Below are 25,132 nucleotides of genomic sequence, written 5' to 3'. Positions count from 1 at the left end.
TACGTTGATCTCCCTGACCTTCGACGCCACATCCGCCTGCCCTCTCTGGTGCCATAGCCGCGATATCGCCCGCCACGCCAAGGCATTCGATAAGGTCCGATCTGTGAAGCTGACTTCCCGGGTCACGGTGATTGGCGTTTGTTTCGCCTTACTGGCCGGGTGCTCGGGACCGGAACCGCAGACACTCGAATCCGCTACACAGAATCTGATCAACGATGGTAACGAGTTACTCTCATCGCCCCTGGTCCAGCGAGCGGGAGCACTGCACGTAACGGAGAAGGCCGAGAAGGCCAAGGACACCGCCTGCGTGCCCGGCACGACGCAACGTTTCTTCCGCGCGCAAGGAAACTTTACCCCCTCCGGCTCGCGGTCCCCGATCACCGCAGCCGGTCTCGTTCACGCCAAACTACTCGGGATGGACTACGACCGGCTCATAGACGAACTCGACTTCTTCGACGACGATTTGGCGGTCACGGTGCTGCACCGGCCGGAATCAGGCGTCACATTCCTGGTCGCCACGCGGATCACAGAACCCAACATCCTCATTGTCGGCAAGACGGATTGTCTGAAGCCGTGAGCGCAGTTGAACGTCAGCCTCCGCGCTCGTCCAGGGCCTTCACCAGGGCCGGGTAGAGCCGCCCGCGAAACGCCTGCCGCAACTGCTCTGTGTCCTCGACGGTCAGTGAGGGCTGTCCGTGCGCATCAAGCGAGTCGGTCAGTATCCGCATCTGAGCGTCAACAATCCTCGCACCGACGACGTCGGCCGTTTCGCCGGTCAGTTCGTCAAGGTGATCTTTGAGCATATCGGACAGCACGTCCTTCCCCCCACTGGTGTAGTAATCGACCCCGGTACTGCCCAGCGGAGTGGCGTCCTTGAATATTCGGGCGATGGTGAAGTTCACCGGCAGCAAAGCGGCGTCGGCGACGACATCAATGAATGCGTCGTCGTTGAATTCCGCGTAGGCCGAGCCGCCCAGTAGCAGATTCGACAACCCGCCCGCCTCCGCGCTCAGCCGCGTGTACTGGGCCCGCTCCGCCGGGTCGGAGCTGAACGGATGTGCCTGGCCGATGTCCAGACCTTTGACATACGCCTGGAAGTCGGCATGCAACATCGTGGCTGTGGCTGGGTCTTGCATGAGCGCGCCGATGAAACGGGCGGCTACATCCTCGTGCAGGCCCGTCCACGGGCCGGACGGCGCCAACCCCAGCCCTGGCGAATCGGCATGGACCTGGCCGCGCGCCAGCTCGCCCAAATACGGGGTCAAGTTCTTGGCGAGGACCTGGTTGAGCGGCGAATTCTCAAAGGTGGCGTAATGACCGGCCACCTTCTCCGTACCGTCATAACCGACCCCGTCGATCAAGTTGATCCAAGCCCGCTCCCGCGTCGCGGCTGCACCCGTCCCCGGGTCCAGCGCGCGGTCCAGGACCATGGCGAGCAGGCCGTCGAATCCGGGTGTGCCAGTCCCCTTGACCAAATCAGGGTCAAGCAACTGCCTGGCCACCTCCCTATGGTCGGCCAGCAGTCTTTGCAGTGCCTCCGGGTTACCGGTGTAGGCGCCGACCACCCAGACGGTGTTCCAGTCCGGATCCGGAAAAGCGCGCGAACCCGGCGGTGGGTGAACTCAACTGGCTGGCCGCGACCTCGTTGAGGAAGCCGCTGGACGGGCGGGCCAGCGCCACCATCGTCGACAAGGTGGCCGGATTGGCGCGGGTCAGCACATCCTCTCGCCACCCCGCAGGCAGGCGTGCGGAGCTCTCGGCGGCGGCGAAGGCCACCGCCAACGCTCCCAGCGACGACTGCGCCTTGCCCAGTTCCTCCGGGGTCAGGCCCCGGCTCCGTCCCGCGGCGTGAGCCTCCATCCATTGCCCGAAGATGGTCCGCAACTTGCCGGGGGTTCCCAGCGCGGCCAGAAACGCCGACGCATAAGCCGGGTCGCGCGTGTCGGCGGTTCCGGCGGAGGTCAGCGCCGCTTCCACCCCCGCCCACGCCCCCGGCGTTCCCTCCGCCAGGTGGGCGGTCAGCGCATCAGCCAGCGCCTTCCCCGCCTGGGCTCCTGCCGCGGCCGCCTGCTCCTGGCTGGTGAACGGCACCCGTACCGTCGTCAACGCGGGCGAACCCTCCGGCAGCACCTGGGTCAGCACCTGCAGTCGCCACCGCAGATCCGCCTGCGAGTCATGAAAGAACGCCCACGCCCGGTGCATCGCCGCCACCCCGCCCGCGCCGGCCCAATCCGCGCCCGCCTCGGCGATCGCGGCCTCCAATCCCGGCCGCACCCCCGCCAGCACGCTCTTCCCCGCCTCCAGCCGCCGGATCAACGCCTGCACCCCGGCCGGATCCATCCCCATGAACTCGGCCACAGCGCCTCCCGACCCAAAGCGTAGTCAGTCAGCATCTAGTGGTCCGCCAGACCACCAACACGGAACCCCGGGTACCGTAAGCCTTCCCTGGGGTTAGCCGCCGAGCGGATGTTCCCTACCCGGCCAAGCTGTCGGCCCCACACGTGCGGGGATGTTCCGTACCGGCGGATCCGCTTGGGCGTGGACCTCCTGTCGGCCCCCGAGTCTGCGGGGATGTTCCCAGGCCTGCCCGAAACCGCTGTCTAGGAGGCGGTCGGCCCCGCGCCTTTCCGTTTTGTGGGTCAGAGATCGAGAAACGCCATGATGCCGCTACCGATCGCCGCCAGGGTCTTGTGATCGACTTCGCCGACATGGTCGAGCAGCCGGGTTCGGCTTAGACCAGTCATGGAGGCGACATCGGCGATGAGTCCGGTGCCGGGATCGCGCACGGCCAGCAAGGTCGGTGTGACCGCCAGGTCGTCGCGTAGGGGCACGACGACCACGTTGGGGTGGTTGGGGACGACACCAATGACGACGACCTTACTCACGGTGCGGAGGTTGGTCTGCCAGATTTCTCCGCGATTCATGCGACGTCCAGGTCTTCGGCCACCTCGTCGGCGAGTCCGACGAGCGGTGTGTAGCCCTCGCTGACCATCTGCTCGATGGCATCGCGGACAAGCGCCGCGCGTAGAGCGCTCGCGGTGTAGGCGGACACGTTGGTGTTGCGGCGGGCGGCTACCTGCTTGGCCAGTTCAACCATGTCCTCAGGGATTGTGACAGTGACTTGTTTGGTCGCCATGCCGACGACCATATCACTCTATGGTCATCGCGAAGAACGAGCCACCGCAATGAAAGTGAGCTCGCCCAAGACGAATCAAGGGTTGAGGAGGGGCAGCAACGTGGCGAGGGCGCGCTTGTCGGGCTTGCCGGCGGGGGTGGTGGGGACGGATGTGAGGACGGTGATCGTCTTGGGGGTGTGTGCTTTGCTCAGGGATGACTGGATGAGGGACTGAAGGGCTTCGTTGTCTATTTGGTGGTCGGGGGTGGGGACGACGAAGGCGTGGATGGCTTCGCCGGTGGTGGGGTCGGGGGTGCTGGTGACGTAGGCGGCGGAGACGGAGGGGTGGGCGGTGAGGACGCGTTCGATGGCGGTGGGATAGCAGACTTCGGCGTTGACGAGGATGACGTCGCGGCTGCGGCCGGTCAGGCGGAGGAGGCCGTCTGGGCCGACGTAGCCGATGTCGCGGGTGTGGAGCCAGCCGTCTTGCAGGACCTCGGCGGTCTGGTCGGGGTCGTTCCAGTAGCGGGTCATCATGTGGGGGCTCCGGACCCAGATCTCGCCGGGGGTGGCGGGGCGGTCGCTGCGGATGTTGAGTTCGACGGTGGGGAGGGGGCGGCCAACTGTGGTGAGGGCGTCGGGGCAGGCGGCGATGTCGGTGGGGGTGAGCATGGAAATGACGCCAGCTTCCGCCTGGCCGTACCCCTGCCAGATGATCGGGCCGAGGCGGTCGATGGCGGCGGTGAGGAGGCCGGGGTCCGCCGGGGAGCCGCCCAGGACGACGGCGCGCAGGGTGGAGAGGTCGGCGGGGCGCTGGTGGAGGGTGGCGAGCAGGACGTGGAGGCGGGGTGGGGGCATCATGGTGGCGGTGACGCGGTGGCGTTCGATGAGGTCGGGGGTGAGGTCTCCGCTGGTCATGATGGCGGTGCCGCCGGTGACGAGGCAGCGGCCGAGGTAGGTCATCATGACGGGGCTGGCCAGGCTCTCGTGGACGAGGCAGCGCTGGAAGTGGGTCATCAATGACGTCAGCTGCGGGGGCCAGTCGTCGCGTTGGTAGGCGAGGCTGAAGGCGCGGTAGGTCTGGGCGCAGCCTTTGGGCTGGCCGGTGCTGCCGCTGGTGAAGGTGAGCCGGGCGATATCGCCGGGGCGGGCGTCGAGGGCGAGCGGGTCGGCCGGGTGGTCAAGCAATGTGGCGGTGTCTAAGACCTGGACGCGGTGGCCAACGCGGGCGTCGAGGTCCGGGACCTTCAGATCAGTGGAGCGGGCGCCGGGGTCGGGGCTCGGGACCTTCAGGTACGTGGGATGGGTTCCGGGATCGACGATGAGGGCGTCGACATGGTAGGCGAGGGCGTGGGCGATTTGGTCGCCGCTCCAGCGGGGGCGGAAGGCGGCGACGCGGCAGCCGAGGGCGTGGGCGGCCAGGTGGGCGGCGTAGGCGTCGGGAGAGGTGCCGGTCATCATGGCGACGCCCTTGCCGGGGCCGAGGCCGGCGGCGCGTAGGCCGGTGGCGATGCGGGCGACGGCGGTGAGGAGGTCACCGCGGGTGATCTCGCGCCCTCCGTGCTCGATGGCGGTACGGCTCGGCGATATCCGCAGCGCGTCAAGTACGGGGGCCGGGAACATCGATCTCCTCCTGAGGGGTCATCGGTAATACGGCAGGGGAAAGTCACGGGATTCAGGCCACGCCGAGGAATCTCCAGGCCACCCATTTCCCGTACAACAGAGTGCCAAGGTAGACAATTACCAAGGAGACGCCGATGACGGCTATTCCGATCCGTGGGGGTAGGTGGCAGTCCCTCAACGCGGGGGGTCACCGCACAGCGCTCAATGTCTTCCTGTTCATCGTCATCGCCCACTGGGCCGAGCACATCGTCCAGGCCATCCAGATCTGGGGTCTGGGCTGGCCGGTTCCCGAATCGCGCGGCGTTTTGGGCCAGGTTTTCCCGTGGGTGATCAAGTCCGAGGCGCTGCACTACGGGTACGCGTTGATCATGCTCGTCGGTCTGATCGTGCTTCGCAAGGGGTTCACGGGAACGGCTCGAACGTGGTGGAACATCTCGCTCGGCATCCAGGTCTGGCATCACCTGGAGCACCTGCTTCTGCTCTTCCAGGCGCAGTCGGGGCTGTTCCTGGCGGGCAAGCCCGTGCCGACCAGCATCGTGCAGCTGATCGTGCCCCGGGTCGAGCTGCACCTGTTCTACAACACGCTGGTCTTCATCCCGATGGTGGTGGCGGCGATCCTGCACCGTAAGCCGTCCGACGACGCCGCCTGCACGTGCGCGCGCGCCTGAGCGGGCCGTCGGGGTTCACCGTCGCCGTGGCGACCGCGGCGGCGGTGCTCCTGCTGGCGCTGGCCGTGCCGGCCATCGGCCCGGCCTTGCGGGCGGCCCGGGCGGAGGGCGTTCAGGGCACGTTCACCGCCGGCTTCTCCCGGTGTGTCTCCCACCTCGGCCACGAGGCCTGCACCTGGTACGGCACGTTCACGGTCGACGGCGAGAACCGCGACGTCTACCTGTACGGCAGCGCCACCCTCACCCAGGGCCAGCGCGTGCCCGCGATAGACATCGGCCGCCGCGCCTACGTCTACGGCCCCGGCGGTTCCAGCGAGTGGATCGTCACCTCGCTGCTGCTGCTCGCGGGGGTCGGCCTGCTGTGGCCGCTGGCGGCGAAGTGGCGCTCACACAGCCGCTCGCGCCGGGCGTCCCAGACCATGTAGGTGCCCAGGCAGAGCTGGACGAGCCCGAGTGCGACGTCTTCCCAGCGATCCCTGATCCTGATGAACGCCAGGGCGAGCGGGGAGGGCCGGGAGCCGCGCGGCAGGACGAGGCAGGGTCCGCGGTTGGGCAGCGAGCGGGTGTGGGCGGCCGTGCTGTGGAAGCTGTGGCGCCGGAGCAGCTCGGCGGTCGCCGCGCGGAGGGCGATCGGGGAGAGCCGCCAGGCTGGGCAGGGGCGATTGGCGGCGATCCCGTACGGGATGTGGTTGGCGTGCTTTACCGACAGGCTTTCCCACCGGCTGGGGTCGAACTCGTCGGGGCGCTCGAATCCGGCCCGGTGGAAGGCCGGGTAGTTGAAGCAAAGCACGGATCCGGCGGGCAGCACGGTGGTCTCGTCGACCGTGATGTCGGCGGAGGTGACGCGGTGGGCGATGCCGAACAGCGGGTAGAGCCGGAAGGTCTCCTCGATGATGTGGGCGAGGTCGCCGTGGGGGTGCCTGGCCAGGGACATGAGGATGTGCGCGGACGCCTCCGACTGCTGCACGACGGCCGTGTTGAAGAACGTGCCCTGCAGGTAGAGGGCCTGCTCGTGGCGGGTGAGGCCGGCGGGAAGCGGATGCCGTACGTCGTCGAGGCGGGTTTCGAGGTAGGCGGTGAGGCGGTGACGGCGGTCCATGTGGCGCAGGCCGCAGAATTTGAGCGCGGTGACCACGTCGTCGGCGTTGGCGACGATCAGGTCGCGGGCGTGGCGGGGGCAGCGTTCGGCGAAGACGAGTTCGTAGAAGAATTCCGCCCAGACGGGCATCATCAGGTCGCGTAGCCGTACCGAGCGGCGGATCTGGGCGCGGCCGGCGCAGCGGACGGCGAGGGCGGTGACGTCGGCGGTGGGCAGGGAGAGGAAGCGGCGCGTGGCGCGGGCGACCTCGTCGTAGCGTTCGCCGGGTTCCAGGTGTTCCTGGTGGATTTCGGCGCCCGGCGACAGCCAGTACCAGAACAGGTCGGACAGCTTGGCGCCGTGGCTTCGCCCATTGGCGGCGGGATCCGCGTAGACCTGGCGGAACCGCTCGACGGGGACGAGGTCCCCGGGGATCGGGATGCCTTCCTCGCCGTTGATCCTGGCGAAGATCCACATCCGCAGGGCGATCACCGCTCTCGGCACCCAGTACGGCAGGCTCGCCACCACCAGCATGGCCCCGATGAGCGGCACCATCAGCCCTCCTGGAGCGCTTCCGCCATCCGCGCCGCCACCCGCCCCCAGAACCGGTCGGGGTCGTTGAGATGCGGGTACGGTTCGACCGGCACCGGCAGCCCGAGGAAGTCGCACAGCGGCTGCCAGCCGTCGCCGGGCTGGATGACCAGCAGCCGATCGGCGGGGACCTCCCGCATGACGGCCGCGTTGTGCTGCTGGTAGACGGCGATGGCGTGGTCGCGGTCGGCGAACCTGCCGCCGAAGAAGCCGTTCCAGATCATGCGCCGGTGGAAGGCGGTGAACACGTCGAGTCCGGGCACGACGCGCAGGGCGTGCTGGGCGCGGGGGTCGGCGCCGCTGCCGAACATGGGGTAGATGGTGCGGTTGACGCTTTCGTACCAGCCGTCGGGTTCGCGGACGGTGAGGATGATCTTCGCGTCCGGGAAGGCGGCGCGCAGTTCCCGCCAGTAGGCCGCGCCGGGCCAGTCCACGGTGGAGCGGTAGCCGCGGAACACGGCCGTCCAGTCGACCGGGCGGCCTTCGGAGGCCGCTTCCCACAGGGGGAGCCGTTCCGGATGGTCGAGCACGTGGCGGCCGTGGAAGCAGGGCCCGAGGCCGAGCACCTCCAGCGCCGACTTGAGGGAGAGCGTCCCGGTCCGGCCGACACCGGCTCCGATGATCTTCACATGGCTCCTTGGATGACGAGATCGCGCGGCACCGACTCGACCGAGTCGCAGCCGCATAACGTGAGCGCGTTGAGCAGCTCGATTCGGAGCAGGTCGAGCACCCGGGCGACGCCTACCTCGCCGCCCGCGGCCAGACCCCACAGCACGGGGCGGCCGATCGCGGCGGCGGTCGCGCCCAAGGCGAGCGTCTTGACCACGTCGGTGCCGCGCCGGATGCCGCCGTCGACCAGCAGCGGGAGCTCGCCGCCGACCGTGTCCGCGATCACCCGCAGCCGGTCGACGGCGGGCGGGGTGCCGTCCAGCTGCCGCCCGCCGTGGTTGGACACGATGATCGCGTCGATGCCGCGGCGCTGGGCGAGTTCGGCGTCGGCCGGGTGCAGCACGCCTTTGAGCACGATCGGCAGCGTGGTGATGCCGCGCAGCCAGTCGAGGTGCCGCCAGGAGATCTCCGGGGAGAGCACCACGCCGCGCACGTCGCCGCCGGCCTCGCGGAGGTTCTCGCAGCGGATGCCGGGCGGCAGGTCGTGGAAGTCGTTGCGGTCGCCGCGCTCGTTGCGGCCGAGGGCCGGGGAGTCCACGGTGACGACCAGGGCGGCGACACCCGCCGCTTCGGCGCGGCGGACGATCGCCTCGGTGAAGCCCAGGTCGGGCTGGAGGTAGAGCTGGAACCAGAGGGCGGGGTCGTCGGCGACCTTGCGGGCCTCGTCGGCCATGTCCTCGATCGCCACGGTGGCGAGCATGGCGGCGATCATGATGACCCCCGCCTCGGCCGCGGCCCTGACGCTGGCCCGCTCACCATCGGGGTGGGCGAGCCGGTGGAATGCGGTGGGCGCGATCATGATCGGCATGGAGGCCTGGCTGCCGAGCACGGTGCGGCCGAGACGAGGGGGTTTGTGGCCGCGCAGGATCCGGGGCACCAGGGCGAGGCGCCGGAATGCCGCCTCGTTGGCCCGTACGGTGAGTTCGTCCTGCGCACCGGACGCGAAGTAGTCGAAATGCACCGGGTCGAGGACGGCTTTCGCGGCCGCCTCGAAGTCCCGCACGTTCACGTTGGCCTCCACGCCCGGTAATACGGAGAAAAATCAGTAAAAGATTCACTGAACCGGTTGGCTTCGGGATTCGTCGTAGGCGTGTGGCACTGTCGGATGAATCTCTCGTCGCGGGGATGGCTTCGGGCGACGCGGAGGCCGCTGCGGCCTTCGTCCGGAGGTTTCAGGCCCGGGTGTTCGGGCTGGCGCTGAGCGTGGTGGGCGATACCGGCCTGGCCGAGGAGGTGGCGCAGGAGGCGTTTGTCCGGGTGTGGCGGCATGCCGCGACCTACGATCCCCGGCGGGGGCGGGTGGCGACGTGGCTGCTCACGATCACCCGTAATCTGGCGGTGGACGCCATCCGGCTGCGCCACAAACATCGCGCCGACCCCGAACCGCTGCTGCGGGCGCTCCAGCCCGCCGCGACCGAGGATCCCTTCGAGACCGATCCGTACGGATCCGACCAGCTCCGCGCCGGATTACAGGCGCTGCCCTTGGAACAGAGCCGCCCCATCGTGATGTCAGTATTTTACGGATTGACCGCTAAGGAGATAGCCGACCGGGAGGGCATCCCGCTCGGCACCGTCAAGACCCGGATCAGGAGAGGCCTGGCGAAACTGCGGCATGAGCTGGGGGTGAGCGATGACTGAGACACCGGAGTGCGCGGCCGTCCGGGAGCTGATCCCCGAGCTCGCCGCCGGGGTGGCCGCGGGCGATGAGCGGGCCCGCGCCCTCAGGCATCTGGCCAGCTGCACCGACTGCCACCGCGAGCTTGAGGCGGCGGCGTTCGTGGTGGACGAGTTGCTGCCGCTGGCGCCCGCGGTGGAGCCGCCGCCGGGATTCGAGCTGAAGGTGCTGGCCGCGCTGAACCCGCCGCGCCGGCGCTGGCGGGGCAGGCTGCGGCTGGTGGCGGCGTTCCTGGTGGCGGTGGTGCTGGGCGGGGTTGGGATGTGGCAGGTCACCGCCGACGACCGCCGGATGGCCGACAGCTACCGCCGTACGCTGGCGGCCGCCAACGGGCGTTACATGACGGCCAAGACCTTCGCCGCCCCGGACGGCAGCACCGCGGGACGGATCTTCGCGTACCAGGGCAAACCCTCGTGGATCTTCATTACCGTGCAGTACGGCACGACCGGCGGGCCGTACACGGTCCGGTTGACCACGCGGGACGGGCGGAACGAGACACTGGGCACGATCATGGTGCAGGCGGGGGCCGGGGCCTGGGGGGGCACGATCGATGTGCCGGTGTCGGGTATCTCTCAGGTCAGCCTGACCGGCGCGGATGACCTGACCCACTTGATCGCGGGGTTCGGCCCGCCGCGATCGACCTGACCACTTCGCCGCGATTTCCACCCAGAAGTGGAACTGTCGCGTATTGCCGTTGCACCGGTCCAATGGGGACCGGAGGTGAGCCGATGTCGCGTCATCAGTCGAGTGTTTCCGCGCCGGCCAAACAGCACGGAACCGGTCGGCGTACGCGCACGGCCGGAATGGTTTTCCTGATGGCCGCGACGGTCATCGTGAGTACGGCGGCGGGCGCCCCGAAGCCGAACGCCCCGGGCGGGTGGACGCATGCCGCCGCGTGGGGTTTCGGTGCCTCGGGTCAGCTGGGCGACGGGGGCACGGTCAACCGGGTGACTCCGGTCGGCGTGCGCGACCCTGGCCTGGGCTTCGTCGAGGTCGCCTCGGGCGGCAACCACAGCGCGGCCATCGCCGCCGACGGCACGGTCTGGACCTGGGGCGGTGCGTCCCAGTCGGCGGTGCCCGTCCAGGTGCCGGGCCTGACCGGCGTCACCAGGATCGCCGCGGGCAGGGACCACACGCTGGCCGTGCGATCCGACGGCACCGTCTGGGCGTGGGGCGCCAACGAGAACGGTCAGCTCGGGGACGGCACCCAGGAAGCCCGGGACACGCCGGTCCAGGTGCCGGGCCTGGGGGCGATCGTGGAGGTCGCCGCAGGGACCTCGCACAGCCTTGCCGTACGGTCCGACGGCCGGGCTTTCGCCTGGGGCTGGAATCAGTTCGGGCAGCTCGGTGATGTGAGCGAGGTGACCAGGCTGAGCCCGGTCCCGGTGCACCTGCACGGGGGGCACGGAACCACCATCAAGGTGGTCAAGGTGGCGGCGGGCATGGCGCACAGCATGGCCCTGACGTCCAGTGGCTCCGTCTACACCTGGGGCCAGAACGGCTCCGGGCAGCTCGGTGACGGCACTTCGGAGAACCGCAACGTGCCCGGCTACGTCTACGGCGGGAGCGGCACGGCGAGCGCGGCCGACATCGCGGCCGGGGAGAACCACAGCATCGCGGCGCTCGCCAACGGCACCGTGCTGACCTGGGGTGACAATTTCGGCGGCCAGCTCGGCGACGGCACCACGACCGCGCGGAACGTGCCGGGCCCGGTGCCGGGGCTGACCGGCGTCACGCAGGTCACGGCCGGGTTCTGGTTCAGCGCCGCCCGGCGCGGCGACGGCACGGTGCGGTCGTGGGGCCTCAACTATCTGGGCCAGCTCGGCGACGGCACCACGACCAACCGGCTGACCCCGGTCCCGGTCCCCGGCCTCACCGGGGTGACGGAGATCGACGCCGGGCTACGCCCCGGGTTCGGCACCTCCTCGCACACGCTGGTCGTCCGCCCGGTCGCGCCGCCCGGGTTCCGGCTGGAGCTCGAGCGCGACGCCATCGACCTGCCCGCGGGTAGTTCGGTCACCACCCACGTGACCGTGGTCCCCCTCAACGGCTCGCATCAGGTGATCAGCCTGGCTCCGGCCCCGGCCTCGTCCGGGCTCGGCCTGCCCACCGGAGTCACGGTTGAATTCGGCTCGGGGTCGATACCGGTCGGCGAGACCGTTACTGTGACATTTACCGCCGACCTGGAAACCGCGCCATCGCATGGCGAGTCGTCTACCGTTGCCCTCATCGGCACGGCCAGCCTCCCCGCATCCTCCGCCACCACCACTCTCGACATCCTCATCACCGATCCGATGTCGTGAGCCCGCGGCGACTGGCCGTCCGTTGAGATGAGCGGGCGGCCGGTCGTCGAAAGGATCCACCCCATGCCAGACCTCGACCCTCAGCTCCTGGCCGCGGCCCGGCGTGTCCGGCCCGTGGATCCCGGGCTTCGCGACTGCTGGAATCACGTGGTCGGAGCCATCGAGCACGGCTGGCTGGACAGCACGGGCGTGCACGACGTGATCACCCGGATCAGGGCCGGGCACGACATCGGGTTCCAGGAGCTCTCCTTCGATCGGCTGGGCAACCGGCTGCGGGTCAGCCTGGGCGACCAGGAGGCGTGGTGCGTGCCGGAGGAGCTGCTGGGGGAGCTGGCCGCGCTGGTCGAGGGCAGGTCGCCGCGTGACTACACGGCGACGGCGATCGGGTGGGCGCACACCGGGGACGGCGAGTTTCCTTACGAGGCGTCCGCCGGTGCGGACGCGCTGGTGATCCGGGTCAACGATTTCCCGGCGGAGCCGCTGTACACGCTGATCGTGAACGGGCACGAGCATCTCGACCTGGAGGACTGGCCGGCCGCGTGGGCCCGGCCGCCGGTGCCGCGGCATCTGGTGGAGCTGGCGGAGGCCCGGGGGCGGCGGCGGTCGGGGGTGCCGCTGGACGCCGGGCTGCTGCTGTCGTGGGCGCAGGCGCTCTGCCGGTTGAGCATGGACGATCCCGTGCTGGTGGCGGGGTCGCTCGGGTTGCTGGGCGAGCTGGTGCCCCGGCGGGGCGAGGTCGCGGTGGAGCCGCCGCCTCCCGGGGCCGCCGAGTTGCTGATCAGCAGCCGGGGCGGGCGGTTCAAGTACGTGAAGATCCAGCCGTCGTCCACGTCGCTGATCCGGGCTGATCTGGACGCGTTGCTGGGGGTGGGGTTCGTGCCGCCTCGGGTGCATTGGGACAGCCCGCATACCCGGGTCTATCGGGTGGAGGTGCCGGACGCGCCGTACTGCTGCGACGTGACCGCCGAGTTCTACTTCACCGAGGAACCCAAGGCGACGGCAACCGTCCTGGAGGTCAGCCTGCACCGGATCCCGGTTTTCCCGACAATCTAAGACTCATGGAACTCAACGAGTCGTACTTCGACCAGCGGGCCAGCACATACGGCGATTTGAGCTGGCATGTCGGATATGCCGAGCGATTGGTGGAGCTGGCGGAGCTGCCGGCGGGAAGCTCCGTCCTGGACGCCGCCACGGGCACCGGGCTGGCCGCGCTCGCCGCCGCACGGGCGATCGGCCCGGTGGGCGAGGTGGTCGGCGTGGACATCTCCGCGGGCATGCTCCGCGAGGCCGAAGCCCTGCTGGCGAAGTCGGGGTTACGCAACATCCGCTACCAGAAGGCGGACGCGACCGCTTTGCTGGAGTTCTCCCCCGAGTCGTTTGATGTGGTGTTGTGCTCGTCGAGCGTGCTCTACCTGGACGCCGGACGGGCGCTGGCCGCCTGGCATCGGGTGCTCAAACCGGGGGGCATGCTGGCGTACTCGGCCATGCGAGCGGGCTTTCCCGTGTCATCGCGGGTGTTTCGCGAATGCGCGGCCGAGGTGGGCGTGACGGTCGCCGACCCGATGGCGGCGCTCGGCAGTGAATGTGCCAGCCGGGACGCGTGCGAGAAGGCCGGGTTCCGTGTCGATCGCATCGTCGACGACGTGGTGCGCCGGCCACCGCTGCCCGCGGCCGAGCTGTGGCGGAGCTACGCGCGCAATCCGCTCAATCCGGAGGTACCGGCGGCGGAGGTTCGCTACCTGGCCCGGATGGCCGAGTTCGCTGACGATCCGAGCATCTGCGACATGCCCGTTCTATTTGTCATAGCCAGCAGGAAATAGGTGTTATCGCTCACAAGAGAGTTCGTTCGGCGGCATTCGAGCGTTCTAAAGAGCCAATGTCGCGAACGGCGATCTGGTGAATGTTTCATTCGCGGTCGATAAAGCCGCTGGCGCGGCGAACGGATAGTTCGGATTCATTGACAGGCCGCGGTTGTCGGGCCGACCATCCCAGGCAAACATCGGAGCACTTTCCGGCGCATTAATGATTGCGCTAACACAAGGAGGAGTGGTGATCCGAAAAAGCCTGGTCGTGCTGGCCGTGCTGCTGCTCGGGCTCGTCCCCGGGCTCCCCGCCTCGGCGGCCACGTCGTACACCAATCCCATCAAATCCCAGAAAGGGGCAGATCCCTGGCTGCGCTACTACAACGGCAACTACTACCTGATCACCACATCGTTCACGAACACGCTCGTGATCCGGAAATCTCCGACTTTGGGTGGGCTTGCTAATGCGCCCAGCGTGCAGGTCTGGCAGGACGGGACCGCGTCCCGGGGGACCAACATCTGGGCGCCGGAGCTCCATATGTTCAACAACCGGTGGTATCTGTACTACTCAGCCGGGGCGATCGGGGCGGCCTGCTGTGACAGCCAGCGCACGCATGTCCTGGAAAGCGCGGGGAGCGACCCGCTCGGGCCGTACACATACCGAAATATCCTGACCGGTTCGAATCTCGCGCCCGGGGGGTGGCTCATCGACGCCAGTCCGATGCAGCTCAACGGGTCGCTCTACCTGCTCGGCAGTGGCTTCGTGAACGGCAGCGCGCAGAGCCTGGTGATCGCGCCGATGAGCAACCCGTACACGATCAGCGGCAGCACGTTCAGCCTGATCTCCAGTCCGTCCTACAGCTGGGAGACCCAGGGCGGCACGGTCAACGAAGGCCCGGAAGCGCTGCAACGGAACGGGCAGACCTTCATCATCTACTCCGCCAGCGCGTGCTGGGGGCCCAACTATCGTCTGGGCCAGCTCACGTACAACGGCGGAAATCCGCTGAGCGCCTCGTCCTGGGCCAAGAAGTCCACGCCGGTGTTCCAGCAGTCCGGCAGTGTGTACGGCCCTGGCCACAACGGCTTCTTCACCTCCCCGAACGGCACCGAGAACTGGATCGTCTATCACGCCAACAGTTCCGCCGGCGGGGGTTGCGACAACGGCCGTACCACGCGGGCGCAGCGGTTCAGCTGGAACTCCGATGGCAGTCCGAACTTCGGCACGCCGGTCGGGACCGGGGTCTCGCTCGCCGCTCCGGCCGGCGAGACGGCGAGCACTCCCAGCGCGTACACGCTGGTCAACCGCAACAGCGGCAAGTGCCTGGATGTCAACGCGAGCTCCGGCGCGGACGGCGCGAACGTGCGGCAGTGGGCCTGCACGGGCGGCAACAACCAGCGCTGGCGGGTCGAGGACCAGGGCGACGACACCAGCAGGCTGGTCAACGTGGCCAGCGGCAAGGTCCTGGACGTGAGCAACTGCGGCTCCGCCGACGGCACCAACATCCAGCAGTGGAGCTGGCTCAACAACACCTGCCAGCGTTTCCGCCTCGTGCATACGACGGCGGGTTTCGTCAGGTTGGTCAATGCCGCGACCAACAAGGTCGCCGACGTTGCCGACTGCGGCACCGGCGACGGCGTCAACGTCCGCCTGTGGACCTGGCTGAACAACAACTGCCAGCAGTGGTCCCTCAACCCGGTCCAGTGAGGAACGCCATGAAGACCATCGAACCCGGCGCGCGGACCTGGGGAGGAGCCCTCGTGGCCGTTCTCCTGGCGTTGACCGGCGCCATCCTGCCCGTGACTTCCGCCGCGGCGGCACCTCCACCGAGGTACCCCGGGCCTGGAGTCGTCACCGGCAGCACCACCGCCCACGACCCCTCGGTCGTGAAAACCCCGACCGGCGGCTATCTCCTCGCGGCCACCGGCAACAACATCTCCCTGAAAACCTCCACGGACCGTACGGCCTGGCGGGACGCCGGCGTGGCCTTCCCCGGCGGAGCGTCCTGGACGCTGTCGTACACCGGCGGGAGTGCCACCCTCTGGGCGCCCGACATCTCCTACCGCAACGGCCGCTACTACATGTACTACTCGGCCTCCACGTTCGGCTCCCGCAACTCGGCCATCTTCCTGGCCACCAGCCCGACCGGCGCCGCCGGCACCTGGACCCACCAGGGCACGATCATCAGCACCACCTCGTCCAGCACCTACAACGCCATCGACCCCAACCTGATCGTCGACGACTCCGGCGCCTGGTGGCTGAGCTTCGGCTCCTTCTGGACGGGCATCAAGCTCATCCCGCTCAATTCGACCACCGGCCTCCGGTCGGGCACCACGCTCCACTCGATCGCCCAGCGCACCGGCGGCTCCACCGCGATCGAAGCGCCCTTCATCGTCAAACGCGGCTCGTACTACTACCTGTGGGTGTCCTTCGACACCTGCTGCCAGGGCGCTTCCAGCACCTACCGAATCATGGTCGGCCGCTCCACCAGCATCACCGGCCCGTACGCCGACCGCAACGGAACCGCCATGACCTCTGGCGGCGGCACCCAGGTCCTGGCCGGTCACGACTCCATCCACGGCCCCGGCCACCAGGCCGTCATCGCCGACGTCGACGGTGACATCCTCTTCTACCACTACTACGACAACGCGGGCACCGCCCGCCTGGGCATCAACAAGATCGCCTACGACACCTCCGCCTGGCCCTTCGTCTACTGACCCGTCCGGGGCGCCCTGACCACGCCCCGGCCCACTGGACTCCCGCCCCGCCCCCCGGGGGGCGGGAGTCCACTTGCTGGCCGAGGGCGTAACGCCTGCGCATCCTTCCCGTTAAGTTCTTGAGGCTTCAAGTAACGTCCGATAGCTTGAAGCGTCAAGTTTCAAGGGAGCCTAATGTGAACGTTTTCCTGTGGGTCCTGCAGGGCCTGCTCGCCGCCCTCTTCGGAGGTGCCGGGATCATGAAGATCACCCAGCCCAAGGAGAAGCTCAAAGCGGGCCTGCCGTGGACCGAAGACTTCTCCCCCGGTGCCATCAAAACGATCGGCGGCCTCGAACTGCTGGCCGCGATCGGCCTCATCCTGCCCGCCGTCACCGGCATCCTGCCGATCCTCACCCCCCTCGCCGCCACCGGCCTCGTCCTCGTCATGATCGGCGCCGCCCTCACCCACCTGCGCCGCAAGGAGCCCCCGGCGATCGCCATCAATCTGGTCCTCCTCGCCCTCGCGGCCGTCGTCGCGTGGGGAAGGTTCGGTACGTACGCTTTCTGATGTGGAACCACGGGGCGGATGGCTGGACGAAACAGAGCAACGGGCATGGCAGGGCCTTCTCGCCTTCGCCATGCTCGCGCTGCCCGAACTCGAACGCGCCCAGCGCCGCCACGGCCTCATCCACATCGAGTACGGCCTGCTCGCCGCCCTCACCGAACGTCCCTTCCGGCTGAGCGACCTGGCCTCGATGCTCAACATGTCGCAGAGCCGCCTCAGCCACCGCATGAACAAGCTCCGCGACCGCGGCCTGGTCACCGTGCGCCCCTGCCTCGAAGACGGCCGGGTGACCATCGCCGAGATCACCCCGAGCGGCCGCTCCCTGGTCGAGAAGATCGCCCCAGAACACGTCGAAGACGTCCGCCGCCTCGTCTTCGACAGCCTCAACCCCGCCCAGACCCACGCCCTCGCCGACGCCCTTCAAGCGGTGATGTCCGGCTTGCGCATGTGCTCCCCGGACTGACTAGTGTTCTGAGCCGTGTACGTGAAGATCTGTGGCCTGCGGGAACCCGCCCATGTGACCGCCGCCGTGGAAGCGGGCGCCGACGCGATCGGCTTCGTGCTGACGACGAGCAAGCGCCGGGTCACTCCGGCCGAGGCCAGGGCGCTTGGGGAGGCGGTTCCGCCGCATGTGCTCACGGTCGGGGTCTTCGCGGGTGAAGCGCCGGAGATCGTGCGGGCGGTGGCGGTTGAGGCGGGGGTGCGGGCCGTACAACTGCATGGGAATCATCCGCACAGCGACTTCATCGCGCTCAAGGGTCTCACCCTGGTGCGTGCGGTGGCTGCGGACGCCGATCTGCGGTGTGGCGCGTTCGACGAGGAATTGCTGATCGTGGACGCTCCCAAGCCTGGGTCCGGCGAGTCCTGGAACTGGGCGGCCATTCGCGGCCGGCCCTCGGGTAAGTGGATGCTGGCGGGTGGCCTCGACTCGCGAAATGTGTCCAGGGCCATCTCCGAAGCGCGGCCGTGGGGGGTGGACGTGTCCAGCGGGGTCGAACGTGAGGGCAGGAAGGACGCTGACCTCATCTACGAGTTCGTCACCGAGGCCCGTCGATGATCGTGGACAGATGGTTCTGGAGATCGGGATCCACCGCGTAGAGCAACGTTCCGCGCATGCCTCTGGTCAGGAGGACCTTGTAGACGTTGCGGACGAGCTGGTCGAACTCGGTGTCGGGGACCGAGCGATGGCTTTTGAAGGCGGGGTCCCTGTTCGCCTCGCGTACCGTGGCCAGGCGTCCGTCCCGGATGGTGAGGTCGGGGCCGAGGATGACGCCGTTCCAGTCGTACTCGAAACCTTGGGCCGTATAGACGCAGCCGACCTGGCCGAAACCGCCGGGGTCGCTCGCCCACAGCATGCTGGGGGGCGCGTCGCCGACGGCGCGGTCCTTCTTGACGTTCCACGGGCGGGCCCAGCCGCCGATGGTCACGTCGTCGACGAGGGTGTCGTCGGAGCGCGGGTTGCTCCAGGGCCAGCAGTATCCGGCCGTCATTCTGGCCGTGCCGGGCTTGGCGCGGAGGGCGGCTTCCAGTTCGTGCGGGGAACCGGCCAGGCGTACCTCGAAGTCGTCGTCGCCGTCCCAGAGCTCCGGTCCGCCGTCGGCCAGGCCGAGCAGGCGCAGCACCCATCGCTCGTACTTCCGGCTGCCGCCGCAGCGGAACTGCTCGTCGAGGGAGACGCGGTGCACGTCGTAGCCCTTGGCTCTGGCGACGGTCTCGATTCGTTCGACGGTGCCGACTTCGCCGGGCCGTACCACTTGGTGCTGGTCGAGCAGGAAGACGGGGACGCGCGCGGCGGCCAGGAGTTCGTCGAGCTGGCTGCGGCCGTTTCGTTTCGCGGCGGGGGTGAAGCGGTTGGTGGAGGTCTCGCGGATTCGGTGGGCTTCGTCGCAGATCAGCACCTCCAGGTTGTTGGGTTCGGCGTCGATGAAGCTGTTGAAGTAGGTGAACAGGTTCTTGATGCGGGTGCTGCCGCGGCCGGGGTAGCGGCGCAATGTCTGGGTGAAGGACTGGGAGCCGGTGGCGTACAAGGCGGTGCGGCCCTGCCGGTGTGACTCGCCCAGCAGGGATAGGGCGATGACGCTCTTGCCGCTGCCGGGGCCGCCGGTGACCACGACGACCTGTTTGGTGTCGGATCGGCGGGCTCTGGTGACGGCGCGCGTCACCAGCTCGAATGCGACCTGCTGCTCGTCCAGCAGGGTGAACTGCTCGCGGTCGCGGATCTCTTTCGCCGCGTACGTCATGAGTTGCTTGCTTGGCGCCACGACACTGTGCAGCAGGCGGTCCGCGGCGTCGGCGCCGGATTTGCCGGATAAACGTTCGGCCAGGTAGCGCAGGAAGTCGCCGCGGCGTTGTTTGGTGAAGAGGCGGCTGTGCTCGTCGCGTACCTGGTCGGCCAGGCCGTCGATGTCGAGATCCATGGCGTTGTGCAGGTAGGCGGCGCCGTGCAGGGCGTCCGGTCTGTCCTTGAAGACGCCGAGGAAGTCGCGCATGTATTCGCAGTAGCGGCGGACCTGCTCGGCCGGGTTGAGCTTCTCCCCGCCGGGGACGCCTTCCACGATAACCAGGTGTTCGCCCAGTTCGGACGGCTCGGCGCGGCTCCACTGCTTCAGTTCGACCACCACGTACGAATCCGCGCCTGTGCGCGGGTGGACTCCCGCCAGGACCACGTCGGCGCGCCTGCTGGTCAGGGGAAGTTTGTATTCCACCAGCATCTCGACCTTGTCCAAGCCCGCGTCGGCCAGGTCGCGCGCGAGCGCGGGCAGGCTCCGCTGCCAGGACCTGACCTCCGCCGGAGACGGCCCGCGCCCGGTGGTCATCCGCAAATGTTCCGCGATCGCCGCCGCCAGCGCGGCCTCGTTCGGTGACGCGAGCAGGTTCTCGACAGACAGCCGCAACGCCGTCACGGACTTCCCCCAGGCAGCACGAGAAGACTCGTGCGGGTGGGGGCCTATCCGCAGGTGCTACGCGGAAGCCCGTCGGGCCGCATCACATGGTCATCACGAGGGTAGCGGGGGCGCCTTCCTGGCGGAACCGCGATAACGCTCGGGATCGTAGCGGCGGGCGTTCTCGTCCAGTTTGGCGTGGGCGGCCTCGATCAGGTCCACGCCGAGGACGTCGGCCAGGCGGATCAGGTAGAGCGTCACGTCGCCGAGCTCGGCGCGCACGCGGGCGAGGGTCGGGCTATCGAGGTTCTGGGATTCGGCCGGGGTAAGCCATTGGAACTCGGCGAGCAGTTCTCCCGCCTCTCCGGACAGAGCCATGGCCAGATTCTTGAGCGTGTGAAACTGCTCCCAGTCCCGCGACCGCACGAATTCCCGCAACCGCACGGCCAGCTCTTCCAGGTCGGTGGTCATGCTTGGCGACCCTATATTGCGGTGTCAACCGGCGTGCAAGTGTCGCGCAACCAGGCTGCCGTAGAAATAACACAAGGGAAATACGAAAGGAACAATCATGCGGGGGAACCTGACAATGCGGTGGAGTATGCCGCAGGAAGACCAGCGGCACCGTGCCGACGTTCGCGAAGGCATCCAGGACACGGGAACCCGTGGCCCGAAGCGCCCATCGCACCGACTCAGCGCGAATTGGAGTGTCGACCGCTGACAGTGGCTATGCGCTCCCCTCCGGGAGCACGACCACCAGCGTATGGGGGACTTAGCGACGATTGTTGTCGCTCGGTTCCGGTAGCGCCGCCCGTAGCGCCCTGACCAGGGATGTCGAAGGGCGGCACCACCAGCTATAAAACAGATAGTGAGCCTTCGTGGCTCCGGTCACGGGACCAGTGCCGTGACGGCGGTGGCGAGGTAGAGGCAGCCGCCGATGGCCACTGCGACGCCTGCCAGCGCGGGCGTCCATGCCGCGGCCGTGCGCAGTAGGCGCAGGTCTGGGGCGCGGTGGCGCACCAGCGCGGCCCCGCGTACGGTCACGACCCCGACGGCGGTCAGCGTGATCGCCATTCCGGCGCCGAACACCAGCACCAGGACGACGGCGTCGAGCGCGCGTCCGGTGAGCAGGCCGCTGACCAGCACGATGAACGCCGAAGGTGAGGGAACCAGCCCGCCGGAGAGTGCGAGCGCGATGAGTCCACGCCGCGACCACGGATCCGCTGGCTGGTCATGCCCATGCCCATGCCCGTCATCGTGCCCGTGCCCGTGGCCGTGGCCGTGGCCGTGACCATGTCCGTCATCGTGGCCGTGTCCGTGGCCGTGTCCGTAGGCGTGTGTCTTCCGGTTGCGGAGGTGGCGATAGGTCAGGTGTGCGCCTACGCCGATTACGACCACGCCCGCGATCACCTGTAGCCAGCTGGTGACGGCCTTGGTGCCGACGGCGGTGCTGGTCAGGCCTGCCCAGGTCAGTGCGAGGGCGAGCACGGAGACCGTGTGCATCAGGGCGACGACCACGCCGAGGCGGAGGGCGTCGCGGTAGCGGCCGTGTGTGCCGATCAGGTACGCGGCCGTCACGCTTTTGCCGTGGCCCGGTGCGACGGCGTGCAGCGCGCCGACGCCGAGCGCGACGGCCAGTGCCAGCCAGAACGCGCCCGCGCTGTCGAACAGCGTGATCAGGTAGTTCTCCTGGTCAGTGGTGCCGTTCATGCGCGTGTGCCCGCGCGCCGCCGACCCCGTACCAGGAAAGCGGCCAGCGCGCCGAGTGCGGCGACCAGCGCGATGGCGGGAACGACGAGGGAGATGCCGCCCGTCGCCGACGGGTCGAAGCGCAGGCGCTGGGTGGCGGTCGCCGCTGTGAGCATCGCCTGGGTGGGTGTGGCGGGGGTCTCGGCGGTGAGCACGGTGCGGTATGCCTCGTGCAGGTCGGTCAGCGCGTCGATCCGGACGTCGACATCGACGACCGGGTTCGCGCAGGCGAAGCTGAACCGGGCGCCCTCGGCGAGTAACCGCTCCAATGGGGCCAGTTCGGCCGCGCAGGGCTGCCCGGCCTGGGTCACCCCGACCCGGGCCAGCAGGTAGTCGCGCACGGCGGTGGAACGGGCGAGTTTCTGCTCGCCGGTCAGCGTGGTGTCGACGCCCGCGGACGGATCGCCGAACGCGCCGACCGAGCGGCCGAGCGCGACCCAGTCGTCCTCGGCGGCCAGCCAGGCGATGGCCACGTGCGAGCCGTCGACGCTGATCCGCGCGGTGGACGGCGGGCCGAAGGGATGAGCGGCGGCCGGCGCCGCCGGCACGGCGGCCACCGCCGCCCCGGCGAGCAGCGCGCCCGCCAGACGGGTACGGAAGGTCACGGGATCTCCTGTCGAGCCGGCCGGATGGCCGGCCTGGGGCGGCCGGGCCGGCGCGGTACGCCGGCCCGGCCCGCGGGCGCGGGCCGCGCCCCGGTACCCGTCCCGGAGGACCGGTACCGGGGCGGGCCCGCATCCGGTGGGGCTACTACTTGACCGTGATCACCGGGCTGGTGATCTTCTGGGTGGCGCTCTCCAGGTACACCCGGTAGGTGCTGTCCTTGTCGAGGTCGGCCGGCAGCTTGAAGCTGTAGCTCAGCTTGCCCAGCGCGTCGGCGGTCTGGGTGCCGACGTAGGTCCGGCTGTCGTAGTCGCGGTCGCCGTCGCCGGCGTTCGCGGCCGTGCCCTTGGTACGGAGGAGGTAGACCTTCACCTTCTCGCCCGAGTCGTAGCCGAACGCGGTGGCGGTGAGCTGCTCACCCGGCTCGACACTGGTCTTGTCCACGGTGACCTGCTCGCCGGTGTTGTCAGCGACGAGCTCCGTGACGGTGCGCTCACCCGCGTCGTTCTTGCGGATCAGGAAGCCGTCGTGGTGCTCGCCGTTGGCGTAGCGGGCCTCGAAGCGCAGCTGGTCCTTGTCGACGTCGATCATCTGGTACAGCTGCGTGTTCTCGCTGCTGCTGATCACCTCGGCGCCGTTGCCGGTCCAGTTCACGCCGCCGTTGAGGTCGTACATCTTGCCGCCGGAGACGGACACCACGTACGAGACGCCGTTGTGCGTGGTCGCGGACTGGCGGGCGGACTTCAGGTTGCCCCGGCCGTAGGAGTGGTCGTGGCCCTGGAGCGCCAGGTCTACGCCGTACTTCTCGAGCAGGGGCGCCCACTGGGCGCGCACGTTCGGGTTGTTGCGGGTGCCGGTGGTGGAGTAGACGGGGTGGTGGAAGGTCACCACGGTCCACTTGTTCGGGTTGTTCTTCAGCAGACCCTCCAGCCAGGTGGTCTGCGCGGCCATCAGCGTGGCGTTGCTCTGCACGTTGCTGTCCAGGCCGATGAACCGTACGCCCTGGTAGTCAACGCTGTAGACGGTCTGCTTGAGCTCGGGGTTACCCGGCCCGTTGTCCGGGTACGGGAACTGCGGCCGCCAGAAGGTGGACAGGCCGCCGCTGTACTCGTGGTTGCCGGGGATCGAGATGTTGTTGACCTGGCCGTCGATGAAGCCGCCGGCCTGGAACCACTGGCCCCACTGCTCCTCGCTGTTGGCGGAGTCGATGAGGTCGCCCGCGTTGACGATCGCCTTGGCCTGCGGCCGGTCGGCGAACGCCTGGCGGAACACGCGCGGGACCGCGGAGTCGATGTAGTTCTGCGCGTCGCCGTAGTAGATGAAGGAGAACGGCTGGAAACCGGCGGCGGCGGTGGTGAAGTCGGTCCACGCACTCCAGTTGGTGCCGTCACCGACGCGGTAGGTGTAGCGGGTGTTGGGCTTCAGGCCGACGAACTCGACGGTGTGGTAGGTCGAGGCGTACCCGAGCGTGGTGTTGACCGGGACGCTCGCCATGGCCATGACGTTGGTCACCGCGCCCGCAGCCGGCGCGACCTCACCGAGCGCGCGGGGCGCCTCCAGGATCTGGGCCTGGGCGGTCTCGGCGGTGGCCTCGGCCCGCCAGGTCACACGCTGGCTGGCGGCCGGGGTGTTGGTGGGGATGAGGATCAGACGGTCGGGGATGGGGGAAGGCTTGTGCGCCTCGGCGGCCGGGTACTTGGGAGGCGCCGCCGCACTGATTGCGGCGGGGGCCAACGCCAGGCCACCGACGAGCAGCGCACCAGCGCCGATCGACGCGAGCTTCGCCTGCCGGGACCTGATCGGCCACGACTTTCTGGGCTCATTCACTTCTGGTTCTCTCCACAAGAAATGGACTCGTCCACCCGCGAGTGCGGGGTGGACGCCAGCGAATTCACCCAGGCACCACTGACGCTCACCTGTACCTTGCCTGTCAGGAAGATGAATTCATGATCGTCAATGTGGTGGTCATCCGGTGTTGGCCTGGTGTTTCTCCGGATCCCCCTACCATCGGCCACGGATTGCGGGCGAACGGGAAAGGGTGAATCGGATGGCTCGTTTTGGGCTGCTCCCGGCCATCGTCGCGCTCGGCACGCTGTTCGTGGTGCCGCCCATGGTCAAGACGGAGACCTTCATCACCGCCGAGACGACCGGGATCCTGCTGATCGAGGGTGGCGAGTGTTTCAGCGACCCGGCGTACTCACCGGGGGCGGCGGAGCGGATCGTGCTCTACACGCCTTGCGCCGACGGCGCGGACAACCAGTCGTATGGCTTCACCCACATGCCCGACGGGCCGTACGACCCGGCTGGGCTGTCCGCGTTCGCCTGGCGGAGTTGCGGCGAGCGCTACGCGGAGCTGTGGGGTGGCGGTCGCGATGACCTGGACTTCTATCCGATCATGCCGACCGCGGAGACCTGGGCCGACGGCGACCGGGACGTGATGTGCGCCGTCTACCACCCCACCGGGCGACTCTCCGGCTCAGCGCTGAAGACGTCGTTCACCTGATGCTCCGGTATCCGCGCATGGCCAGCCACGCCAGCGTGCGCCACGTCAATAAGCGCGTCACAGCGTCTCCCCTTCACGCGCCTGAAGTTGTCGGTGGCACTCCTCCGCCAACCTGGGGTACGCGCTGGCGATGGCCGCGTAGATCCGCCTTCTGAGCAGACGCGTCCCTTCCGCACGACCCACCCTTCCGAACAGCCCTTCTACCTCGACCTCGTAGCCGGTGAGCTCGTGCCGGAGATAGTTGACAACCCACCGTTGCAAGGTCAGCTCATCCACATCGGCCACACGCGCCGGAGTGGCGACATGATCGAGCCGCTGCCACGCCCGTTCCTCATCCCGCCGGTTACGGTGCACGACCGCTTCGCGGACCAGGACATGCCAACCTCGATGCGCCCAGCACCCTGTGGAAACGCCCACGGCTACGAGACCGACATGGAGGCGGCGCTGCGCCGGGTCGCCTCCTGCGACTGCGGCGAGGAGACCTCCTGCTACGGATGCCCTGCGGACCCGCCGCAACGAGGACTACCATGATCAGCTCAGCCGAGGGTTCGGCCATGCGGGCTTACGCTCCTTGGCGACTTGGCGTAACTGTCGGTCGCTTACTGCATCCTGGA

Annotated in this window: 28 protein-coding genes; 14 read left to right on the top strand and 14 right to left on the bottom strand. The window is 68.5% G+C overall.

Annotated features, from left to right (window positions below):
* Positions 1-4: 4 nt before the first annotated feature.
* Entirely contained in the window at positions 5-577 is a 573-nt protein-coding gene (locus ABGB08_RS09715) for a hypothetical protein (protein ID WP_347588573.1), read from the top strand.
* 13 nt (positions 578-590) lie between these two features.
* On the opposite strand, the gene ABGB08_RS09710 is transcribed toward ABGB08_RS09715, so the two are convergent.
* The 5 genes from ABGB08_RS09710 to ABGB08_RS09690 all read right to left on the bottom strand — a co-directional run bounded on the left by ABGB08_RS09710 (position 591) and on the right by ABGB08_RS09690 (position 4,738).
* Complete coding sequence (locus tag ABGB08_RS09710) at positions 591-1,565, bottom strand: hypothetical protein (protein ID WP_347588571.1); 975 nt, start codon at positions 1,563-1,565, stop codon at positions 591-593.
* Positions 1,543-2,358, bottom strand: a complete 816-nt coding sequence (locus ABGB08_RS09705; RefSeq protein ID WP_347588569.1) for a hypothetical protein — start codon at positions 2,356-2,358, stop codon at positions 1,543-1,545. Before ABGB08_RS09705 ends, ABGB08_RS09710 begins: the two co-directional genes overlap by 23 nt.
* Before the next feature lie 281 nt (positions 2,359-2,639).
* Positions 2,640-2,885 (bottom strand): hypothetical protein, encoded by a 246-nt coding sequence (locus ABGB08_RS09700; protein WP_347588567.1) that lies wholly within the window; start codon positions 2,883-2,885, stop codon positions 2,640-2,642.
* Between the two features lie 35 nt (positions 2,886-2,920).
* Entirely contained in the window at positions 2,921-3,136 is a 216-nt protein-coding gene (locus tag ABGB08_RS09695; RefSeq protein WP_347588565.1) for a hypothetical protein, read from the bottom strand.
* Between the two features lie 75 nt (positions 3,137-3,211).
* Positions 3,212-4,738 carry an AMP-binding protein gene (locus ABGB08_RS09690; protein ID WP_347588563.1) on the bottom strand — a complete coding sequence of 509 codons (1,527 nt, stop codon included), beginning with the start codon at positions 4,736-4,738 and terminating at the stop codon, positions 3,212-3,214.
* Positions 4,739-4,872: 134 nt separating this feature from the next.
* Between ABGB08_RS09690 and ABGB08_RS09685 the strand changes: the two genes are divergently transcribed.
* Positions 4,873-5,406 (top strand): hypothetical protein, encoded by a 534-nt coding sequence (locus ABGB08_RS09685; RefSeq protein ID WP_347588561.1) that lies wholly within the window; start codon positions 4,873-4,875, stop codon positions 5,404-5,406.
* Positions 5,407-5,698: 292 nt separating this feature from the next.
* Here ABGB08_RS09685 and ABGB08_RS09680 read toward each other — a convergent pair whose 3' ends face one another.
* Genes ABGB08_RS09680 through ABGB08_RS09670 form a run of 3 tightly spaced genes read right to left on the bottom strand, consistent with a single transcriptional unit; the run spans position 5,699 to position 8,753 of the window.
* Entirely contained in the window at positions 5,699-7,039 is a 1,341-nt protein-coding gene (locus ABGB08_RS09680) for a cytochrome P450 (protein ID WP_347588559.1), read from the bottom strand.
* Positions 7,039-7,704: a sulfotransferase family protein gene (locus ABGB08_RS09675; RefSeq protein WP_347588557.1), complete on the bottom strand. Its 666-nt coding sequence runs from the start codon at positions 7,702-7,704 to the stop codon at positions 7,039-7,041. The genes ABGB08_RS09680 and ABGB08_RS09675 overlap by 1 nt, the downstream gene beginning before the upstream one ends.
* Positions 7,701-8,753 carry an alpha-hydroxy acid oxidase gene (locus ABGB08_RS09670; RefSeq protein WP_347588555.1) on the bottom strand — a complete coding sequence of 351 codons (1,053 nt, stop codon included), beginning with the start codon at positions 8,751-8,753 and terminating at the stop codon, positions 7,701-7,703. The genes ABGB08_RS09675 and ABGB08_RS09670 overlap by 4 nt, the downstream gene beginning before the upstream one ends.
* A 116-nt stretch (positions 8,754-8,869) precedes the next feature.
* Between ABGB08_RS09670 and ABGB08_RS09665 the strand changes: the two genes are divergently transcribed.
* The 10 genes from ABGB08_RS09665 to ABGB08_RS09620 all read left to right on the top strand — a co-directional run bounded on the left by ABGB08_RS09665 (position 8,870) and on the right by ABGB08_RS09620 (position 17,841).
* Positions 8,870-9,382 carry a sigma-70 family RNA polymerase sigma factor gene (locus ABGB08_RS09665; protein ID WP_155355335.1) on the top strand — a complete coding sequence of 171 codons (513 nt, stop codon included), beginning with the start codon at positions 8,870-8,872 and terminating at the stop codon, positions 9,380-9,382.
* Positions 9,375-10,064 carry a zf-HC2 domain-containing protein gene (locus tag ABGB08_RS09660; RefSeq protein WP_347588550.1) on the top strand — a complete coding sequence of 230 codons (690 nt, stop codon included), beginning with the start codon at positions 9,375-9,377 and terminating at the stop codon, positions 10,062-10,064. The genes ABGB08_RS09665 and ABGB08_RS09660 overlap by 8 nt, the downstream gene beginning before the upstream one ends.
* Positions 10,065-10,234: 170 nt before the next feature.
* A complete protein-coding gene (locus ABGB08_RS09655; protein ID WP_347588548.1) occupies positions 10,235-11,722 on the top strand; it encodes a hypothetical protein in 1,488 nt (495 codons plus the stop codon).
* 63 nt (positions 11,723-11,785) lie between these two features.
* On the top strand, positions 11,786-12,775 hold the full coding sequence (locus ABGB08_RS09650) for a hypothetical protein (RefSeq protein WP_347588546.1): 990 nt from the start codon (positions 11,786-11,788) through the stop codon (positions 12,773-12,775).
* A gap of 5 nt (positions 12,776-12,780) precedes the next feature.
* Positions 12,781-13,542 (top strand): class I SAM-dependent methyltransferase, encoded by a 762-nt coding sequence (locus tag ABGB08_RS09645; protein WP_347588544.1) that lies wholly within the window; start codon positions 12,781-12,783, stop codon positions 13,540-13,542.
* 229 nt (positions 13,543-13,771) lie between these two features.
* Complete coding sequence (locus ABGB08_RS09640; protein ID WP_347588542.1) at positions 13,772-15,229, top strand: family 43 glycosylhydrolase; 1,458 nt, start codon at positions 13,772-13,774, stop codon at positions 15,227-15,229.
* Positions 15,230-15,237: 8 nt separating this feature from the next.
* Positions 15,238-16,239, top strand: coding sequence for an arabinan endo-1,5-alpha-L-arabinosidase (locus tag ABGB08_RS09635; RefSeq protein WP_347588540.1), 1,002 nt, complete (start codon positions 15,238-15,240; stop codon positions 16,237-16,239).
* A 176-nt stretch (positions 16,240-16,415) separates the two neighbouring features.
* Complete coding sequence (locus ABGB08_RS09630) at positions 16,416-16,787, top strand: DoxX family protein (protein ID WP_347588538.1); 372 nt, start codon at positions 16,416-16,418, stop codon at positions 16,785-16,787.
* 1 nt (position 16,788) lies between these two features.
* Positions 16,789-17,247, top strand: coding sequence for a MarR family transcriptional regulator (locus ABGB08_RS09625; RefSeq protein WP_347588536.1), 459 nt, complete (start codon positions 16,789-16,791; stop codon positions 17,245-17,247).
* Positions 17,248-17,262: 15 nt separating this feature from the next.
* Entirely contained in the window at positions 17,263-17,841 is a 579-nt protein-coding gene (locus ABGB08_RS09620) for a phosphoribosylanthranilate isomerase (protein WP_347588534.1), read from the top strand.
* On the opposite strand, the gene ABGB08_RS09615 is transcribed toward ABGB08_RS09620, so the two are convergent.
* The 5 genes from ABGB08_RS09615 to ABGB08_RS09595 form a co-directional block, all read right to left on the bottom strand.
* Positions 17,822-19,687: a DUF2075 domain-containing protein gene (locus ABGB08_RS09615; RefSeq protein WP_347588532.1), complete on the bottom strand. Its 1,866-nt coding sequence runs from the start codon at positions 19,685-19,687 to the stop codon at positions 17,822-17,824. The genes ABGB08_RS09620 and ABGB08_RS09615 overlap by 20 nt on opposite strands.
* A gap of 93 nt (positions 19,688-19,780) precedes the next feature.
* Positions 19,781-20,137 (bottom strand): nucleotide pyrophosphohydrolase, encoded by a 357-nt coding sequence (locus ABGB08_RS09610; protein WP_347588530.1) that lies wholly within the window; start codon positions 20,135-20,137, stop codon positions 19,781-19,783.
* A 414-nt stretch (positions 20,138-20,551) separates the two neighbouring features.
* Complete coding sequence (locus ABGB08_RS09605; RefSeq protein WP_347588528.1) at positions 20,552-21,373, bottom strand: hypothetical protein; 822 nt, start codon at positions 21,371-21,373, stop codon at positions 20,552-20,554.
* Positions 21,370-22,017: a hypothetical protein gene (locus tag ABGB08_RS09600; protein ID WP_347588526.1), complete on the bottom strand. Its 648-nt coding sequence runs from the start codon at positions 22,015-22,017 to the stop codon at positions 21,370-21,372. The genes ABGB08_RS09605 and ABGB08_RS09600 overlap by 4 nt, the downstream gene beginning before the upstream one ends.
* A gap of 145 nt (positions 22,018-22,162) precedes the next feature.
* Complete coding sequence (locus tag ABGB08_RS09595; RefSeq protein ID WP_347588524.1) at positions 22,163-23,842, bottom strand: metallophosphoesterase family protein; 1,680 nt, start codon at positions 23,840-23,842, stop codon at positions 22,163-22,165.
* A gap of 220 nt (positions 23,843-24,062) precedes the next feature.
* On the opposite strand from ABGB08_RS09595, the gene ABGB08_RS09590 reads away from it, so the two are divergent.
* Positions 24,063-24,518 carry a hypothetical protein gene (locus ABGB08_RS09590; protein ID WP_347588522.1) on the top strand — a complete coding sequence of 152 codons (456 nt, stop codon included), beginning with the start codon at positions 24,063-24,065 and terminating at the stop codon, positions 24,516-24,518.
* Positions 24,519-24,575: 57 nt separating this feature from the next.
* Here ABGB08_RS09590 and ABGB08_RS09585 read toward each other — a convergent pair whose 3' ends face one another.
* Positions 24,576-24,779: a hypothetical protein gene (locus ABGB08_RS09585; RefSeq protein WP_347588520.1), complete on the bottom strand. Its 204-nt coding sequence runs from the start codon at positions 24,777-24,779 to the stop codon at positions 24,576-24,578.
* A 42-nt stretch (positions 24,780-24,821) separates the two neighbouring features.
* Here ABGB08_RS09585 and ABGB08_RS09580 point away from each other — a divergent pair, with 42 nt between their 5' ends.
* Positions 24,822-25,049 carry a hypothetical protein gene (locus tag ABGB08_RS09580; protein ID WP_347588518.1) on the top strand — a complete coding sequence of 76 codons (228 nt, stop codon included), beginning with the start codon at positions 24,822-24,824 and terminating at the stop codon, positions 25,047-25,049.
* The last annotated feature ends 83 nt before the right edge of the window (positions 25,050-25,132 follow it).

Origin of the sequence: Acrocarpospora sp. B8E8, assembly GCF_039871605.1 — a bacterium.
Taxonomy (GTDB): Bacteria; Actinomycetota; Actinomycetes; order Streptosporangiales; family Streptosporangiaceae; genus Acrocarpospora; species Acrocarpospora macrocephala.
The sequence above is the reverse complement of the archived record's forward strand: the minus strand, read 5'-3'. Positions and strand labels throughout refer to the sequence as shown.

Bases quoted from the DNA above. Each gene is read 5' to 3' on its own strand.
- ABGB08_RS09605 (WP_347588528.1), bottom strand. From the start codon at position 21,373: ATGAACGGCACCACTGACCAGGAGAACTACCTGATCACGCTGTTCGAC.
- ABGB08_RS09650 (WP_347588546.1), top strand. From the start codon at position 11,786: ATGCCAGACCTCGACCCTCAGCTCCTGGCCGCGGCCCGGCGTGTCCGG.
- ABGB08_RS09665 (WP_155355335.1), top strand. From the start codon at position 8,870: ATGGCTTCGGGCGACGCGGAGGCCGCTGCGGCCTTCGTCCGGAGGTTT.
- ABGB08_RS09580 (WP_347588518.1), top strand. From the start codon at position 24,822: ATGATCGAGCCGCTGCCACGCCCGTTCCTCATCCCGCCGGTTACGGTG.
- ABGB08_RS09690 (WP_347588563.1), bottom strand. From the start codon at position 4,738: ATGTTCCCGGCCCCCGTACTTGACGCGCTGCGGATATCGCCGAGCCGT.
- ABGB08_RS09635 (WP_347588540.1), top strand. From the start codon at position 15,238: ATGAAGACCATCGAACCCGGCGCGCGGACCTGGGGAGGAGCCCTCGTG.
- ABGB08_RS09590 (WP_347588522.1), top strand. From the start codon at position 24,063: ATGGCTCGTTTTGGGCTGCTCCCGGCCATCGTCGCGCTCGGCACGCTG.
- ABGB08_RS09685 (WP_347588561.1), top strand. From the start codon at position 4,873: ATGACGGCTATTCCGATCCGTGGGGGTAGGTGGCAGTCCCTCAACGCG.
- ABGB08_RS09680 (WP_347588559.1), bottom strand. From the start codon at position 7,039: ATGGTGCCGCTCATCGGGGCCATGCTGGTGGTGGCGAGCCTGCCGTAC.
- ABGB08_RS09695 (WP_347588565.1), bottom strand. From the start codon at position 3,136: ATGGCGACCAAACAAGTCACTGTCACAATCCCTGAGGACATGGTTGAA.
- ABGB08_RS09655 (WP_347588548.1), top strand. From the start codon at position 10,235: ATGGCCGCGACGGTCATCGTGAGTACGGCGGCGGGCGCCCCGAAGCCG.
- ABGB08_RS09645 (WP_347588544.1), top strand. From the start codon at position 12,781: ATGGAACTCAACGAGTCGTACTTCGACCAGCGGGCCAGCACATACGGC.
- ABGB08_RS09660 (WP_347588550.1), top strand. From the start codon at position 9,375: ATGACTGAGACACCGGAGTGCGCGGCCGTCCGGGAGCTGATCCCCGAG.
- ABGB08_RS09610 (WP_347588530.1), bottom strand. From the start codon at position 20,137: ATGACCACCGACCTGGAAGAGCTGGCCGTGCGGTTGCGGGAATTCGTG.